Here is a 13,304-nt window from a genome sequence, read left to right as displayed (position 1 = left end):
GTGATAGTGTTCCTTCTTAACTGACAGGCATTAGGGCCTGCCCGGCCTTTTTTTATTCAGGACAAACGTTGGCCGAACGTCAGCCGGCCTGGGCCGGCGATCAAGAGGCTGGTGAAAATAATCAGCAGCAGCCAGCCGAATTGCCCTTCAAGCAACGTCCACTCCGGATGCACCACCAGCATGGCAATCAGCAACACCGCCAGGATCGGCAGGCACGCCAGGCGCACCAGCACCCCGGTGATGATCAGCAGCGGGCACAGGACTTCGGCAAAAATCGCCAGTAGCAATGTGATGTTTGCGCCGAGGTGAAACGGGTCTTCGATGAGCGTCAGCTGTTCGCGGTAGTGGAGCAATTTGGGCAAGCCATGCACCCACAGCAGAAATAACCCGCCGCTGCCCCGTAGAAACAACAGCCCCACGTCCTGGACTTTCGATTCGTTCATATGCGCTCCCCGGTTGGTTAAAGGGCGATTGTGTCGGCAGTGGCTTATGCAAACTTGCAAGCGTGTGCTGACCTCACGCCCCGGTACCGGTAAACGCCGCCAGAAACACCCAAGCATCGTCCCAGTTCATCACCGCCCCGATTGATGCACTGTTGCCTCATCATGCTGAGAAATCGCAGCATCATCGTTTCTCGGTATGCTGAACAGGATCCTACTGAACCGCCGACCGCTCGCCACGGTCCCACCTCATACGCTCATCGCGACAGGAACGCTGACATGACACTTGCACACCAAATGACCCTGATCGAGATCACCGCCCCTGGCGGCCCTGAAGTCTTGCAACCGCGACGCGCGGATGTACCGGTGGCTGGGCCCGGTGAGATCCTGATTCGTGTACACGCCGCCGGAGTCAACCGCCCGGATGCCCTGCAACGCGCGGGCAAGTACCCGCTGAAACCCGGCATGAGCCCCTTTCCTGGCCTGGAAGTGGCCGGCGAAGTGGTGGCGCTGGGCGACGGCGTGACGCAATACACGCTGGGTGACAAGGTCTGTGCCCTGACCAACGGTGGGGGTTATGCGCAATTCTGCACCGTGCCTGCCAGTCAGGCCCTGCCGATCCCCGAGGGCATGGACTGGATTCAAGCCGCCGCTGTGCCGGAAACCTTCTTCACCGTCTGGGCCAACCTGTTCGGCCTCGGCGGCGCGCACAAAGGCCAGCGCGCCTTGATCCACGGCGGCACCAGCGGCATCGGCACCACCGCCTTGATGCTCTGCCGCGAGTTCGGCATCCAGGCGTTCGCCACCGCCGGCAGTGCCGACAAATGCGCGGCCATTGCCCAGTTGGGCGGTGAGCCGATCAACTACCGCGAGCAGGACTTTGCCCAGGTCATCGCCGAAAAAACCGGCGGTCAGGGCGTCAATGTGGTGCTCGACATCATGGGTGCCTCCTACCTGAACAACAACCTCAAGGCCCTGGGCATGGACGGTCATCTCGTGATGCTGGGTTTCCTCGGTGGCGGCAAGGCCCATGATGTCGACCTGCTGACCATCCTTGGCAAACGCGCGGTGATTACCGGCTCGTTGCTACGTGCACGCACCAAAGATGAAAAGGCGGCGATCGCCGAACAGCTGCGCGAACACGTATGGCCAGTGCTGGCCGCCGGGCGGTGCCTGCCGATCATCGACAAGGTGTACGAATACACCGACGCGGCCCAGGCCCATGCACGCATGGAAGGCGCAGATCATATCGGCAAGATTGTGTTGCGGGTGGCGTGATGCCCATCAGCCCGGTGAAGATCACCCCGTAGGCGCTGTCAAGCACCCGCGAGGCTGCGATGGCGGCGGTACTGTCGAGACTTCGACTGCCTGCCCCGCCGCTGTCACGGCCTCGCTAACGCTCGACGGCTCCCACAGGGATCGTCGGTGATGCGTTTATGACGTGAGTTTGAGCAGTGCCTTGGCAACATCACTGGAACTGGCAGGGTTCTGCCCGGTCACCAGCAAACCGTCTTCCAGCACAAAGGATTGCCAATCCGCGCCCTTCTCATACCGACCACCAAGCGCCTTGAAATCATCTTCGATCAGGAACGGCACCACATCGGTCAGGCCCACCGCGGCTTCTTCCGAGTTGGAGAAGCCGGTGACACGACGGCCCTTGACCAAAGGCTCGCCATTAGCGGCCTTGACGTGACGCAAAGCACCCGGTGCATGGCAGACAAAGCCGATGGGCTTACCAGCGCGCTCAAAGGCTTGGATCAGGCTGATCGAGGTTTCAGACTCTGCCAGGTCCCATAGCGGCCCATGACCGCCTGGGTAGAACACGGTGTCGAAGTCGGCGGCGTTGACCGTGTCCAGCTTGACGGTGTGGGCCAGGGCCTGCTGCGCAGCCGGGTCGGCAGCGAAACGCCGGGTTTGCTCGGTCTGCGCGTCAGGCTGATCGCTCACCGGGTCCAGCGGCGGTTGGCCACCGGCCGGGGATGCCAGCACCAATTCGGCACCGGCGTCCTTGAACACGTAATAGGGTGCAGCAAACTCTTCGAGCCAAAAACCGGTCTTGCGCCCGGTGTCGCCAAGCTGGTCGTGAGAGGTCAGTACCATTAATACTTTCATTGTCCAGTGCCTCGATCGATGTGAAGGTCAGTGTTTTCAGGGCCACCCAATAGGTCTTCGACGCCGTGCTGCAAGGTTTGGTCGCGCACCCCGTGATGCACACAATGCCGCGATCCAAGGCCAGACGCATGGGCTCTGAAAGGTCTGACACCTGAACACCCCGTTTGACGGCAACGCATTTGCATCTATCGGTGCAACCGGTCGGGTTGTCGGCCCAGGATTATTAATGCAGCGCCACCCGGGTAATCAAGTAACTCACCAACTGCGGCTCATCGTCCAGTTCCAGGGTCTGCACCGGACGCGGCAGGGTATCCAGCACCGCACGCCAGAACGCCTGTGACACCTCATCCTGATCATAGAAGCGCACCAGCCAATTGGCCTCGCCGCTGCACAGCACCTGGGTGGCGATGGCGCGGCCAATGCCTTTGCGGCGGTAACGCTTGAGGATAAACAGGTCGGCCAGCTCCAGGGCGTCGATACCCGGCAGCTCGCAGCCTTCGATCAACAGGAAACCGGCGATATAGCCGTCGACCAGCAACAGGTTGGCGCTCCATTGCGGGTCTTCCCAATAACGGGCCAGGTGCTCGTCATGGATGTAGAACCGGCCGTCGTGTTCGACATCTTCCTGTTCCCAGTCCGAAGACTCATAGGCGTAATACTGGTAAAGGTTGCGGATCAGTTCGGCTTCATCGGGGCCGGTCTGGATCAGTTCGACGGTGGTTTCAGGCATGAGACTCTCAGTGAAAAAACGCAGGGCGCCATTGTTCACAAAAGCCCTGCGCAGGCCAATACATTGTCAAACCTTTCTGTTTGCTGAACCGGTTGCGTATTTATCCAACCCTGGCCAAAATCCTGAAACATTTAGAATAAACTTCGCCTGTTCCCCCCTTTTTCTCAAGGACACGCATTTTGACTAACGTCTGTTCCGCCGGCCTGGATGTGGGTTTTGCCTCCCTGGACTACTTGCAGATCTTCATCCTGGGCGTGATCCAGGGCATTACCGAACTGTTGCCAGTGTCGTCCACGGCCCACATGCGCGTGGTACCGGCCCTGCTTGGCTGGCAAGACCCGGGGTCGGCGTTTTCCGCAGCCATGCAATTGGCGGCGTTGGCGGCGGTGGTCAGTTACTTCTGGCGCGATGTTCGCCAGGTGACCACCGGCAGCATCAGCGCGGTGCGCCGGGGTGACTACAGCGACCGCTGGTTCAAGTTGGCGGTGGCGATTGTGCTTGCGACCATCCCGATTGGCATTGCCGGCCTGGCGCTGTCGTCGACCTTGAATGCCTGCAACTCGCCGTTGCGCGGCTTGATGGTGATCGGCATTTCCTGCGTGGTGATGGCGGTGTTGTTAGCGGTGGCTGAAGTGCGCGCCCGCCACACCCGGGAAGTGAGCGAAATGCGCCTGCGCGACGCGCTGATTGTAGGGGTTGCGCAGATCGGCGCGCTGATTCCAGGCGTCTCGCGTTCGGGCTCCACGTTGACGGCAGCCCTGTTCCTGAACTTCAAACGCGAAGAAGCCGCGCGCTTTTCCTTCCTGCTGGGCTTGCCGGCCATCGCCCTGGCCGGCTTGAAAGAGCTGTGGGTGCTGCTGCACGCCGACATGCCCGCCCACGCTTGGTCGCATTTGCTCTTCGGCCTGGTGGTGGCCAGCATCTCGGCGTTCTTCGCGATCTGGGGCCTGATGAAGTTCCTGGAACGGTTCTCCACCTGGCCGTTCGTGATCTACCGCGCGCTGCTGGGCATCTTCCTGATTGTGGCGGTCAGCACCGGGTTGTTGAGTTAAGCCTTGGGTTCGCGGTCGGCCAGCGCTTCGAGCAGGTCGGCCGAGGGCACAAAAAACAGGCCGCCGGTCACGGCGGTACTGAAGTCGAGCAAACGGTCGTAGTGACCGACCGGACGGCCGACGAACATGTTTTCCAGCATCTGTTCCAATGGCTCCGGCGAACGGGCATAGCCGATGAAGTAGGTGCCGAACTCTCCGGCACCCGGGCGACCAAAGGGCATATTGTCACGCAGGATCTTCACTTCCTCGCCATCCTTGGTGATGGTGGTCAGTGCGCTGTGGGAGTTGGTCGGCTTGGTTTGCTCGTCCAACTCGATATCCGAGAGCTTGGTGCGCCCGATCACCTTCTCCTGGGCTTCCACCGTCAAGTCGTTCCACGCGCTCATGTTGTGCAGGTATTTCTGCACCAGTACGTAGCTGCCGCCTTGGAACTCGGCATCTTCGTCACCCACCAGGGTGAAGGCTTCGGCTTTGCGCCCCACCGGGTTTTCGGTGCCGTCGACAAACCCGATGATGCTGCGCATATCGAAGTAGCGGAAACCCTGGACCTCGTCCACCACCTTGACGCTGTCACCCAAGGCCGCCATCAATTGGGTTGCCAGTTCGAAACACAGGTCCATCTGGTCGGCACGGATATGCAGCAGGATGTCACCGGGCGTCGACACGGCCTTGCGCCCTTCTACACCGAACTCGCGAAACGGGTGCAGCGCCGCCGGGCGCGGTGCGCCGAACAGCCGGTCCCACGCATCCGAGCCAAACCCGCAGACGCAGCTCAGGTTGCCTGAGGGTACGCGCTTGCCCACCGAACGCACCAACGCGGCAATGTCGCCGCACCAGGCGCGTACCGTGTCGACAGGGCCAGGGGCCAATGTGGCGACCATGAAAATCGCGCTGCGGGTGATGGGATGGCAGACCGATTGCGGCTCAAGTGGTGGCTGAACGGGGCAAGTTTTCATAAGGAAGTCCACAGGCTAAGGGTGGTTTTAACCCGCGCAGATTAGCAGATCACAGGCAGCAGCTCTCCCATACCTCGCGAATCAACGTTTTCAACTTCAGCGCCTCGGCCCAGCGATCGCTGATTTCTCGGCCATCGGCCCCCGTGATCGCATACGGGGGCGGACCCAGCTCGCAGGTAAACGACAGGCTCCATGGCGTATCGGTGCGGGCCAGCCAGTCTTCGATCCCATAGCGCCACCAGCCGGTGAAGCGCTCGACCCAAGGTTGATGCTGGGGAAACGCCAGGGATACCTGCACCTGTTCACTGCTGGCTACCCGCCCATGAAAGCCCCAGCTGTGGCGCAGGATCGTGCGTATCTGCTCGTCATCCGCCAAGGCTGCGGGCTCGGGCAACTCGCGGCCGACGACGTAGTGGGAAAGGTCAGCCAACAGTTTCAGGTCGGGCATTTGCGCAAGCAGATCGAGAGTGAACAGCAGGTCGTTGGTGAGGCGATAACGGTGGGTTTCCAGCAGGATCGGGAAGTCCACCTGCTCGGCCAGGCGCTGCCAGCCTTCTATCAGCGTGGCCGCCTCGGGCTGCGTGCGCGGTCGCACGTCGGCTTGCAGGGTGAGGTGGTGACAACCATAGCGGCTGATCACCTCCAGCGCGGCGGCCAAGTCATCTACGGATTGGGGGAACAACTGGCCTTCGATCTGCAAGCCCCTGGCGGTTGCGGCCGCGTGCAGGCGCTGAACATCCTCGAGCTTGTAATAGTGGTCGGTGATGCCGTCGAACCCTGCAGCAGCGATCCGATCAAGCTGCGCCTCAAGTGGGCCGGGCTCGGTCTGCATGGCCCATAGGGATTGGAACACCAGAAACTGGCGCATAGTCAGCCTCGCAGCAACTGTTTAAGGGAAAGATCGGGGTCAGCCAAACTGGCCGCCGCGAGCGGGATACGTGCAGCGATCAGGCGCTCGCACAGCTTGATGTCCTTGGCCACGCGCTGACCCGGCGCCCAACCGCAGGCACCTTGCAAATGCCCATCGGTCGTGAGGTAAAACAACAGCAGGCCACCGTCGGGTAAGACACGGCTGACGATCAGCGGGGTCATCACCCCGACGGTCTGCAGCCCCCAATCGTACTGGTCGGACCAGAAACCGGGAGTCGTCTCAAACGGCAATTCACGCCCCAGCAGGTTCAGGGCGGCGTGACGCCCCTGGGCCTCGGCGTTGCGCCAGGTTTCCTGACGCTGATAGAGGCCACCGAGACGGAACTCGCAGACATCCCCCGCCGCGTAGATAGCCGGCGCGCTGGTGCGCAGGTATGCATCAACGCGAATGCCCTGCCCCACGTCCAGGCCCGCCGCTACGGCCAGTTCGATATTGGGTTGCATGCCGATGCCGACAACGACCAGATCACACGGTAGCCGTTGCCCATTCACCAATTGCACGGCCTCGGCATCGATGGATTCAAGCGCCACATTCAATCGAACGTCCACGCCGTGCAGACGGTGCAGATCCAGCAGCGCTTCACTGATAACGGGCGGCAGCACTCTACCGGCCAGCCGTGACCCGGCTTCGAGCAGCGTGACCTGACACCCCAGGCCCCGGGCCGTCGCCGCCACTTCCAGACCGATAAACCCACCCCCGACAATCACCAGCCGCACGCCCGGGCGTAACACGTTGCGCAAGGCCAGTGCGTCGTCGTGGGTACGCAGGTAAAGCAGATTCGTCTGTTCCTGAGGCAAGCGCCGCGCTCGCCCTCCGGTAGCCAATAGCAATCGGGCATAGGACAACCATTGGCCGTCGGCCAGTTGCAACCGATGGTGCTGTGGCTCCAACCGACTGACCGGGTTGCCCGCGATGTGCTCGATCCGCAACTCTGTCAGGCGCGCGCGGTCGCACAAGCTGCACCCTGCCAGATCCATCGCGCCTTGCAATAGGCCTTTGGACAGCGGTGGCCGCTCATAAGGCAAGTGCGGCTCATCACCGACCAGAATCAGGCGCCCGCTGTAACCTTCTTCACGCAAGGTCAACGCCGCACGGCCGCCGGCATGGCCGGCCCCCACGATAATCAGCGCTTCGTCCATCAGGGCAGTGTTCATCCTCATGCCATGACGGCGAGCAGCACCCGCCCCGCTTCGACCCGTACCGGATAGGTTTTCAAGTTGACGCACACCGGCGCGCCAAGGGCCTTGCCGGAGCGGTAATCAAAACGCCCGTTGTGTTTGGGGCACTCGATCACGTGGTCCATCACCAAGCCGTCGGCCAAATGGATTTTCTCATGGGTACACAGGCCAGCCGTGGCGAAAAACTCGTTCTCGGCCGAGCGATACACTGCGTAGGTATGCGGCCCGTGGTCAAAGCGCAGCACGTCTTCTTGATTTATTTCGCCCACGGCGCAGACGTCGATCCATTGATCGTTCATGACGTTTTCTCTTGGTTGAGGGGGGAGAATCAGCCGACAGCGACTTCTGCACGCACCGGGGCATTGGCGCCGGTGTCTGCTCGTGCAGGTACAGGACGCTGCACGAAATAGGTCGGATCGCTGCGCTGCTTCCAGATCGTCGGGAGGATCTCTTTGTACGCCGCCAACAGGTTGGCGTAAGGCGGCGGGCAGTCATGGCGAATCTCTTCGTGCAAGCCTGCGAGGGCGTGGTACGGCACCATCGGGTACATGTGATGTTCAAGGTGGTAGTTCATGTTCATGTACAGAAAACGCAGCACGCGGTTCATGTAAATGGTGCGGCAGTTGCTGCGGTGGTCGAGCACATCTTCCGCCAGGCCGACATGCTGGGTGAGACCGAACAGGTAGCCGAGCCAGGCGCCATAGAAACTGGGCAGGCCCACCAGCATCAACGGCAACCCGCTGTGCAGGTACAACGCGGTGCCGATGACCACGGCGTAAATTCCGATCCAGATACGGGCGGTGCGAAAGACCTTGGGCCACTCGGATTCGGGGATGAAATCCTGCTCCTGGGCACTCATCTGGCCGATCGAGTGGCGGGCCACGCCGCTGAAGGTCTTCCAGGCCAAAGGCAGTTGGAACACGCTCAACAGCATCATGAGGAGGCTCGGCGGACGCGGCTCGACGATCTCCGGATCGCGGCCGACGACGATGGTGTCGGTGTGATGCCGGGCATGGCTCCAGCGCCAGACGTGGGGCTCGAACAGGCACATGAAACTCGCCACCGGGTACAACGCGTCATTCATCCAGCGCGTCTTGAAGGCCGTGCCGTGGCCGGTCTCGTGCCAGCGCGGGTTGGACGCCGTGCCGTAGAGCACGCCATAGGCCAGGAAGAACGGCACGCAGGCCCAGGAGCCCCAGAACCAGTAGCCACCAAACCCTGTGACCAACAGCGCCGAGACCCACAGGGCGGTATCGAGCAAGGCCGGGCCGTCGCGGCGCTGCATCAGGACTTTGATGCGTTGACGGGCAATCGGCGATTGGTACCAGTTGGCCGAGACCAAGCCTTTTTCCGCCGCACGGGCAGCTTCGGGGCCGGTGAGGCGGTAGTCGCGCCGGGCGCGGTGGGCGGTGTGTTCAGGCATTGTTATTGTTCTCCGCAAGCGTGGGGTTTCAGGGGCTTAGCGGGACAAACGATAGAGCGCGGGTAAATCCCCCTCAAGACCTTGAATCCATTCCCTATCAAGCTATCATCCAGGCCCAGCGGGGCTTGATAGTTTTCTATCAAGGCGCTCAAGGGGGCAATCATGAACCACCACAAACGCCCAACCATCGCCACCGTTGCCGCCCAAGCGGGCCTCAGCGTGGCCACCGTCGACCGGGTGTTGAACGCCCGTGCACCGGTGAACCCGGACACCGCCGAGCAGGTATTCCAGGCCGCCGAAGCGGTGGGCTATTTCGCCGCGCGGCTGATCGGCCAGCGCATTCGCGAACGTCGCCCCACGTACCGTTTCGGCGTGCTGCTGCTGGGCACCGCCCAGGCGTTCTATGCCAACCTGGCCCAAGCGATCAGCGAGGCGGCGCTGCATCACGCCACGGCTAACCTGACCTGCCAGTTCGACTACATTGTCGATCGCACGCCCAGCGCGATCGTCGCGCAAATCGAGCAGTTGGCCGTGCGGTGCGACGCCCTCGCGGTGGTCAGCTTCGCCCACCCGCTGATCAACGCCAGCCTCGCGCAGATTCGTGCCGCCGGGGTGCCCGTGGTCGCCCTGCTCTCCGATATCCACGAACACGCCGTTGAACCCTATGTGGGCCAGGACAACCACGTGGTCGGGCGCACCATGGGCTGGCTGCTGGCGCGCACGTGCGGTGCGCGCAAAGGCAGCGTCGGCATTCTGCTGGGTGGCCATCGTTTTCTCGGGCATCAGGCCCGGGTCGAAGGTTTGCACAGCTACCTGGCCGAGCATGCGCCGGGGCTCAAGCCCCTGGAGCCGCTGATCAACCTGGACAACTGCGACATCACCGAAGAAGCCACCCTCGACCTGCTCGCCCGCCACACCGACCTGCGTGGCCTGTGCGTGGTGGGCGGCGGCGGTGACGGTGTGATCAACGCCCTGGCGCAACTGCCCAAGCGCCCGACGCTGTGCTGCATCCTGCAGGAGTCCACGCCACTGTCACGCCAGGCGTTGAGCCAAGGCTTGATCGATGTGGTGATGGACTCGCAGCCACGCCAGACAGCTACGGCGCTGGTGCAGTTGCTGGTGCAGTTGCAGGGTGATGAGGGGTTTGATCCTGTACGACATCGGGTGCATATACCGCCGCAGATCGTGACGTCGGAAAACATGCAGGGCTGAAGCGCATAGGGGGACGTGGTGCGCCTGCTCAACCAGGCGGAAGGTTTTCTCAACCAGAAAGTCTCGGTGGAAAAGGCCGGTGGCGATCATCATGGGCGACCTGGCGCAGAACGCGACCCATGACCGCACCGAAGGCGCCAAGCAGGTGCCCAAGGGTGAACCCATTGGATCGCAGGTGGGGGTGTTCGAACCGCGCGACCAATAGAATGATTGATGCCGAACCAACGGTGGGAGCGGGTTGACTCGCTCCCACACGTTGACCGAGGTCAGTCCAAATCGGTTGCGGCGTGCCGCTCGGCCAACTGCTCGGCCGGCTCGCCCGACACCCGGTTCACCCGCCGCCCCCGCTGCACCGCCGGTCTCGCGTCAATTGCGTCAGCCCAGCGCAGTACGTGCTGGTATTCATGCACCGACAAAAACTGCGCCGCGCCATACAAGCGGCCTTTGACCAACCCACCGTACCAAGGCCAGATCGCGATATCGGCAATGGTGTACTCATCGCCGGCAATGTACTCGCTGACCGCCAGACGCTTGTCCAGCACGTCGAGTTGACGCTTGGTCTCCATGGCAAAGCGGTTGATCGGGTACTCCATCTTGCTTGGCGCATAGGCATAGAAGTGCCCAAAGCCGCCGCCCAGGTACGGCGCGCTGCCCATCTGCCAGAACAACCACGACAGGCACTGCGCCCGTGCCGCCGGCTCGGTCGGGAAGAACGCGCCGAACTTCTCTGCCAGGTACTGCAAAATCGCGCCCGACTCGAATACCCGAATCGGCGTGGCGCCGCTGTAATCCATCAGGGCGGGGATCTTCGAGTTCGGGTTGACGGCCACGAAACCGCTGCCGAACTGGTCGCCGTCACCGATCTTGATCAGCCAGGCATCGTATTCCGCGCCGGCATGCCCGAGGGCCAACAGTTCCTCCAGCAGGATCGTGACTTTCTGCCCATTGGGCGTGGCCAGGGAATACAGTTGCAACGGATGCTTGCCGACCGGCAGTGGCTTGTCGTGGGTCGCACCGGCGATGGGCCGGTTGATACTGGCGAAGGTGCCGCCATTTTCGCTGTCCCAGGTCCACACCTTCGGGGGTACATAGTCGGTCATGGTTCTACTGCTCCTTGGTTTACGTCGTGTTCGATGTGGCCAGTCAGGCCTCGTTCCAGCCGCCCAGCGCCTTGATCAGCCCCCACATTAGCGCCCAATGCCTGGGTTTGCAGGGGCAACACACTGCGCTAGGCTACCAGCGCCGCCACTTTGGCGGCCATTCGCACCCTCGCGATCGATACCGACCCATTTGCGCCAATGCCTCTGGCCAAGGACACCTCGCTATCAAACTCGAAGATATCCTCGCCGACCACCTGGACGTGGTGTTCTGCGGCATAAACCCCGGCAAGGGCTCCGCCGCCATCGGCCAGCACTTTGCCAATCGCAGCAACCGCTTCTGGCGCACATTACACCAGGCCGGCTTTACGCCCCATGAAATCCACCCGGAGGACGGCCGCACGCTGCTGCACTACCACTGCGGCTTGACCACGGTGGTGGAACGCCCGACAGCGAGTGCGAGCGAGTTGGCACAGCATGAGTTCCAGCAAGCGGCGGTGGCGTTCGAGCTGAAAATCCGCCACTGCCGGCCACGCTACGTGGCCTTTCTGGGCAAGGCCGGTTATGCCGCGTTGTCCGGTCAGCGCGAGATTGCCTGGGGCTTGCAACCGCAGTTATGGGGCGAGGCCCGGGTATGGGTGTTGCCCAACCCCAGTGGGCGCAACCTGGCGTTCAGCCTGGAGCAGTTGGTGGCCGCCTATCAGCCACTGCGAATGGCCATTGCACAGGCCGATCCTGTGCCCTTAATCTCTTGAGCCAAACACCCTGTGAGCAATGGAGGCTTCATGAAACTGGTCGGTATGCTGGACTCGCCCTATGTACGTCGCGTGGCCATTTCCCTGGAGCTGTACGGCGTAGACTTTGTGCATGAGTCGCTGTCGGTGTTCAGCACCTACGCGCAATTCGCCGAGATCAACCCGGTGGTCAAGGCGCCCACCCTGGTGCTGGATGATGGCACGGTGTTGATGGATTCCAGCCTGATCCTGGACTACTTCGAAGCCCTGGCCCCGGCCGACAAAAAGCTGCTGTCACCTCACGCCGGCGCGCGCGCCCGGGAACTGCAGGTGCTCGGCCTGGCCCTGGCGGCGTGTGAGAAGACCGTACAGATCGTCTATGAGCATCACCTGCGCCCAGCGGAAAAACAGCATGAGCCGTGGGTTGAGCGCGTGACCGGGCAACTGCTGGCCGCTTATGCGCTGCTGGAAAAACACCTGGACCCGCCTGCCGCAGCCCCCCTGGGCCAGGCCGCATTGACGGCGGCTGTGGCCTGGTCGTTCACCCAGTTCAAGCTGCCTTGCGTGGTCAAGGCCGATGCCTTTCCCAACCTGCAGCGTCACGCCAGCCAGCTGGAACAGTACCCAGCCTTCAAGCGGTACCCGATCGAATAACGGGCCTATACCCAACCGCCATCCACAATGAAGTTCTGCGCCGAACACATCGCCGACACGTCGGAGGCAAGAAACAACGCCATGTTGGCGATGTGTTCCGGCAGCACACTGCCGGGCAGACACTGGCTGCGGCTGATCAGCTCCTTGGCCGCATCGTCGACCCACATTGCCAGCTGTTTTTCGGTCATTACCCAGCCGGGCACCAACGTGTTGACCCGAATGCGGCTGGGGCCCAGTTCCCGCGCCAGCGCGCGGGTCATGCCGTGGGCGGCGGCCTTGCTGGCGGCGTACACCGGGTAGCCAGCCGAGGCCATCATCCAGCCGACCGAACCCAGGTTGATAATCGCCCCGCCGCCCGCGCTTTTCATCATCGGCACCACGGCCTTGGCGGCAAAGAAGGCGTGCTTGAGATTGACGGCAATCAGCCTGTCGAACATGACCGAATCGACTTCCTCCAGCGTGTGACGCACGTCGTTGGCCGCGTTGTTCACCAGCACGGTGATCGGCCCCAGCGTGTATTCAAAGCGTGCGATCGCGGCCTTGAAGGCGATTTCATCGGTGATGTCGCAGTGCACGAACTCCACGCTGTGTCCCTGGGCGCTCAACAGCGCCGCCAGCCGCTCGCCCTGGCTTTGCGCGCGGTCCACAAAGGCCACCTTGGCACCTTGCGCCGCGAAGGCGCGCACCATGAATTCGCCGATGCCCGAGGCACCTCCGGAAATCAGTACGGTCTTACCCAGCAGGTCCGGATAAACAGCCTGTTCAGTACGCATATAACGATTGCC

General features: G+C 62.1%; 15 protein-coding genes and 1 pseudogene. 6 read left to right on the top strand and 10 right to left on the bottom strand.

The annotated features are described in order from the left end of the window. Window positions 1–56: 56 nt before the first annotated feature. Window positions 57–443, bottom strand: coding sequence for a DoxX family protein (locus M5B43_RS12115; RefSeq protein ID WP_248750331.1), 387 nt, complete (start codon window positions 441–443; stop codon window positions 57–59). A 276-nt stretch (window positions 444–719) separates the two neighbouring features. Between M5B43_RS12115 and M5B43_RS12110 the strand changes: the two genes are divergently transcribed. Next, window positions 720–1,718 carry an NAD(P)H-quinone oxidoreductase gene (locus M5B43_RS12110; RefSeq protein ID WP_248750330.1) on the top strand — a complete coding sequence of 333 codons (999 nt, stop codon included), beginning with the start codon at window positions 720–722 and terminating at the stop codon, window positions 1,716–1,718. A 156-nt stretch (window positions 1,719–1,874) separates the two neighbouring features. Here M5B43_RS12110 and M5B43_RS12105 read toward each other — a convergent pair whose 3' ends face one another. Next, window positions 1,875–2,552: a type 1 glutamine amidotransferase domain-containing protein gene (locus M5B43_RS12105; RefSeq protein WP_248750329.1), complete on the bottom strand. Its 678-nt coding sequence runs from the start codon at window positions 2,550–2,552 to the stop codon at window positions 1,875–1,877. Window positions 2,553–2,775: 223 nt separating this feature from the next. After that, complete coding sequence (locus M5B43_RS12095; RefSeq protein ID WP_248750328.1) at window positions 2,776–3,282, bottom strand: GNAT family N-acetyltransferase; 507 nt, start codon at window positions 3,280–3,282, stop codon at window positions 2,776–2,778. Between the two features lie 179 nt (window positions 3,283–3,461). On the opposite strand from M5B43_RS12095, the gene M5B43_RS12090 reads away from it, so the two are divergent. Then, window positions 3,462–4,334, top strand: a complete 873-nt coding sequence (locus M5B43_RS12090) for an undecaprenyl-diphosphate phosphatase (RefSeq protein ID WP_248750327.1) — start codon at window positions 3,462–3,464, stop codon at window positions 4,332–4,334. On the opposite strand, the gene M5B43_RS12085 is transcribed toward M5B43_RS12090, so the two are convergent. The 5 genes from M5B43_RS12085 to M5B43_RS12065 are packed head-to-tail and all read right to left on the bottom strand — an operon-like array spanning window position 4,331 to window position 8,822. After that, window positions 4,331–5,290 (bottom strand): Dyp-type peroxidase, encoded by a 960-nt coding sequence (locus M5B43_RS12085; protein WP_248750326.1) that lies wholly within the window; start codon window positions 5,288–5,290, stop codon window positions 4,331–4,333. The genes M5B43_RS12090 and M5B43_RS12085 overlap by 4 nt on opposite strands. A gap of 49 nt (window positions 5,291–5,339) precedes the next feature. Then, entirely contained in the window at window positions 5,340–6,158 is an 819-nt protein-coding gene (locus M5B43_RS12080; protein ID WP_248750325.1) for a sugar phosphate isomerase/epimerase, read from the bottom strand. 2 nt (window positions 6,159–6,160) lie between these two features. Then, on the bottom strand, window positions 6,161–7,360 hold the full coding sequence (locus M5B43_RS12075; protein WP_248750337.1) for an FAD-dependent oxidoreductase: 1,200 nt from the start codon (window positions 7,358–7,360) through the stop codon (window positions 6,161–6,163). A 17-nt stretch (window positions 7,361–7,377) separates the two neighbouring features. Then, on the bottom strand, window positions 7,378–7,698 hold the full coding sequence (locus M5B43_RS12070) for a MocE family 2Fe-2S type ferredoxin (RefSeq protein ID WP_248750324.1): 321 nt from the start codon (window positions 7,696–7,698) through the stop codon (window positions 7,378–7,380). A gap of 29 nt (window positions 7,699–7,727) precedes the next feature. Continuing rightward, window positions 7,728–8,822, bottom strand: coding sequence for a fatty acid desaturase family protein (locus M5B43_RS12065; protein ID WP_248750323.1), 1,095 nt, complete (start codon window positions 8,820–8,822; stop codon window positions 7,728–7,730). A 162-nt stretch (window positions 8,823–8,984) separates the two neighbouring features. On the opposite strand from M5B43_RS12065, the gene M5B43_RS12060 reads away from it, so the two are divergent. Together M5B43_RS12060 and M5B43_RS12055 are read left to right on the top strand one after the other, a co-directional pair. Next, window positions 8,985–10,034 (top strand): LacI family DNA-binding transcriptional regulator, encoded by a 1,050-nt coding sequence (locus M5B43_RS12060; RefSeq protein ID WP_248750322.1) that lies wholly within the window; start codon window positions 8,985–8,987, stop codon window positions 10,032–10,034. A 56-nt stretch (window positions 10,035–10,090) separates the two neighbouring features. Then, window positions 10,091–10,188: pseudogene (locus M5B43_RS12055) on the top strand (rhizopine-binding protein); the annotation flags it as partial. Window positions 10,189–10,300: 112 nt separating this feature from the next. On the opposite strand, the gene yghU reads toward M5B43_RS12055, so the two are convergent. After that, window positions 10,301–11,134 (bottom strand): glutathione-dependent disulfide-bond oxidoreductase, encoded by an 834-nt coding sequence (gene yghU / locus M5B43_RS12050; RefSeq protein WP_248750321.1) that lies wholly within the window; start codon window positions 11,132–11,134, stop codon window positions 10,301–10,303. Window positions 11,135–11,322: 188 nt separating this feature from the next. Here yghU and mug point away from each other — a divergent pair, with 188 nt between their 5' ends. After that, entirely contained in the window at window positions 11,323–11,886 is a 564-nt protein-coding gene (gene mug / locus M5B43_RS12045; protein WP_248750336.1) for a G/U mismatch-specific DNA glycosylase, read from the top strand. A gap of 30 nt (window positions 11,887–11,916) precedes the next feature. Continuing rightward, window positions 11,917–12,519 carry a glutathione S-transferase gene (locus M5B43_RS12040; RefSeq protein WP_248750320.1) on the top strand — a complete coding sequence of 201 codons (603 nt, stop codon included), beginning with the start codon at window positions 11,917–11,919 and terminating at the stop codon, window positions 12,517–12,519. 5 nt (window positions 12,520–12,524) lie between these two features. Here M5B43_RS12040 and M5B43_RS12035 read toward each other — a convergent pair whose 3' ends face one another. Then, window positions 12,525–13,292 carry an SDR family oxidoreductase gene (locus tag M5B43_RS12035; RefSeq protein ID WP_248750319.1) on the bottom strand — a complete coding sequence of 256 codons (768 nt, stop codon included), beginning with the start codon at window positions 13,290–13,292 and terminating at the stop codon, window positions 12,525–12,527. Between the last annotated feature and the right edge of the window lie 12 nt (window positions 13,293–13,304).

This window comes from Pseudomonas sp. MWU15-20650 (genome assembly GCF_023242475.1).
Classification (GTDB): domain Bacteria; phylum Pseudomonadota; class Gammaproteobacteria; order Pseudomonadales; family Pseudomonadaceae; genus Aquipseudomonas.
The sequence above is the reverse complement of the archived record's forward strand: the minus strand, read 5'-3'. Positions and strand labels throughout refer to the sequence as shown.